2 protein-coding genes are annotated in these 2,571 nt (G+C 56.5%); both read left to right on the forward strand.

Going from position 1 to position 2,571, the window contains the following annotated elements; translation table 11 throughout:
• Positions 1 to 115 precede the first annotated feature (115 nt).
• The gene (istA, locus tag BLS87_RS33195; RefSeq protein ID WP_115129398.1) at positions 116 to 1,615 is read left to right on the forward strand and encodes an IS21 family transposase; all 1,500 of its coding nucleotides are present in this window, start codon (positions 116 to 118) and stop codon (positions 1,613 to 1,615) included.
• Positions 1,608 to 2,411 carry an IS21-like element ISPsy20 family helper ATPase IstB gene (gene istB, locus BLS87_RS33200; protein WP_029241171.1) on the forward strand — a complete coding sequence of 268 codons (804 nt, stop codon included), beginning with the start codon at positions 1,608 to 1,610 and terminating at the stop codon, positions 2,409 to 2,411. The genes istA and istB overlap by 8 nt, the downstream gene beginning before the upstream one ends.
• Positions 2,412 to 2,571 lie beyond the last annotated feature (160 nt).

Raw genomic sequence — 2,571 nt, forward strand, 5'->3', positions numbered from 1 at the left:
TGTTGCCGCTGACCGAAAACTGACCCAGTAGAGGCTGTTCTGCCGACTGAAAACTGACCCAGGTGTTCAACTGCTTCTGCTCACTTTTTGAGCAGGAGAACACAGGGTGATCAGCATGGAAATGTTGGGAAAAATCCGGCGGATGTACTTCCGCGACAAGCTCTCGCTGCATCAGATAGCCAAGCGTACCGGGCTGTCGAGAAACACCATCCGAAAATGGGTCAGAGCGCCCGAAGCCACTCAGCCAGCGTACCAACGGTGCGCAACCTTCAATAAGCTCAGCCCTTTTCACGAGACCCTGGAGCAGGCGCTCAAGGCCGATTCGTTCCGGCCAAGACACAACCGCAGGAGCGCCAAAGCGCTTTTCGAGCAGATCAAGGCCGAGGGTTACGACGGCGGCTACAGCCAGCTCACGGCGTTTGTCCGCTCTTGGCGAGGGGAGCAAGGCAAGTCTTTACGCGCTTTTGTACCGCTGACGTTTGCTCTCGGTGAGGCCTTTCAATTTGACTGGAGCGAAGAAGGTCTGCTGATCGGTGGTCTTTTTCGACGTGTCCAGGTCTCCCACATGAAGCTGTGCGCCAGCCGCGCATTCTGGTTGGTTGCGTACCCCAGCCAAGGCCACGAGATGCTATTTGATGCCCATACGCGCTCGTTTGGAGCGTTGGGTGGCGTGCCACGTCGCGGCATCTACGACAACATGAAAACGGCTGTCGACAAGGTCAACAAAGGTAAAGGCCGCACGGTCAACGCCCGGTTTTCCGTGATGTGCGCGCACTATCTGTTCGATCCGGACTTCTGCAACGTGGCCTCTGGCTGGGAGAAAGGCATCGTCGAAAAGAACGTGCAGGACAGCCGGAGGCGAATCTGGCTCGATGCTCAAAATTGCATGTTCCATACCTTTGAGGAGCTGAATGTCTGGCTCGGCCAACGTTGCCGGTCGCTCTGGAGCGAACTGGTGCATCCGCAGTACAACGGGCTGACGGTGGCCGAGGTCTTGGAGCTGGAGCAGGTCGAAATGATGCCAATGCCGACGGTATTTGATGGCTACGTCGAGCGTACCGTGCGGGTCTCCAGCACCTGTCTGATCAGCGTGGCGCGAAATCGCTATTCAGTGCCATGTGAGAGAGTCGGCCAGTGGGTCAGCAGCCGTTTGTACCCTTCGCGGATCGTGGTCATTGCCGACGAAACGGTGATCGCCAGTCACGAGCGCCTCTTTGATCGAGATCAGGTCAGTTTTGACTGGCAGCACTACATCCCACTCATCGAACGCAAGCCTGGTGCATTGCGCAACGGCGCGCCATTTGCTGATTTGCCAAAACCGTTACGGCTTCTCAAACGAGGACTGAGGCGTCACACCAACGGTGATCGAATCATGATGCAGGTACTGGCTGCTGTGCCAATTGCGGGTCTCGAACCAGTGCTGGTGGCGGTGGAGCTGGTACTTGAATCGGGAAGTCTGAGCGCCGATCACATCCTCAATGTCGTTGCCCGCCTGACCTCCACCACACCACCTCCCTGTGTAGAAACCAGCCTGCAACTCAAGGTCGCGCCTGTTGCCAATACGGCACGCTACGACCGGCTCCGTGCGACCGATGAGGAGAATCGCAATGCGTGACCTAATGACTGAACTCAAAGAACTTCGCCTGCACGGCATGGCCAGTGCTTGGGAAGAACTGGTCTCTCAAGGAACAGCGTCGACGGCTTCATCGAAATGGCTGCTGGAACATCTGCTTCAGCAGGAACATGCGGATCGCGCGGTACGCTCGGTGAATCATCAGATGAACATGGCAAAACTCCCCATGCACCGTGACTTAGCTGGCTTTGACTTCAGCGCTTCCAGCGCTGATGCCCGGCTGGTCAGCGATCTATCCAGCTTAGCGTTCACTGAAACCGCGCAGAATGTCGTGTTCATCGGCGGCCCTGGAACCGGGAAAACACACCTGGCCAGTGCCTTGGCTGTATCCGGAATCACGGCCCACAACAAACGCGTGCGCTTCTTTTCCACGGTGGATCTGGTGAATCTGCTGGAGCGTGAGAAGTACGATGGCAAGGCAGGGCGAATCGCCCAGGGACTGCTACGAACAGACCTGGTGATACTGGATGAGCTGGGGTATTTGCCCTTCAGTCAAAGCGGCGGTGCCCTGTTATTTCACCTGCTGTCCAAACTGTACGAACACACCAGCGTGGTCATCACCACCAACCTGAGCTTCTCGGAATGGTCGAGTGTGTTTGGCGACGCCAAGATGACCACCGCGTTGCTGGATCGGCTGACACACCACTGCCACATCGTCGAAACGGGCAACGAGTCCTACCGACTACAACACAGCACCTTGGCCGCGCAGACAAAGATCAAGTCACGGGAACGAAAGCGCAAGGACGGAGATGATGTCGAGGACGATGAGCCATTTTGATCCGCACCATAAATGCCCTGCCGCTTGCGGTGGGGCTTGATGGTCTTGAATCGGAACACTGCTGCTAAGCTTATCCACAATTGCTGGGGCAAAAATCAGCAATCCGTCCTGGGTCAATTTTCAATCGGCAGGGTGGGTCAGTTTTAAATCAGCGCCAACA

The organism is Pseudomonas abietaniphila, from assembly GCF_900100795.1.
GTDB classification, from domain to species: domain Bacteria; phylum Pseudomonadota; class Gammaproteobacteria; order Pseudomonadales; family Pseudomonadaceae; genus Aquipseudomonas; species Aquipseudomonas abietaniphila.

Coding starts and splice junctions, on each gene's coding strand:
- istA (WP_115129398.1), top strand. CDS start 116: ATGGAAATGTTGGGAAAAATCCGGCGGATGTACTTCCGCGACAAGCTC.
- istB (WP_029241171.1), top strand. CDS start 1,608: ATGCGTGACCTAATGACTGAACTCAAAGAACTTCGCCTGCACGGCATG.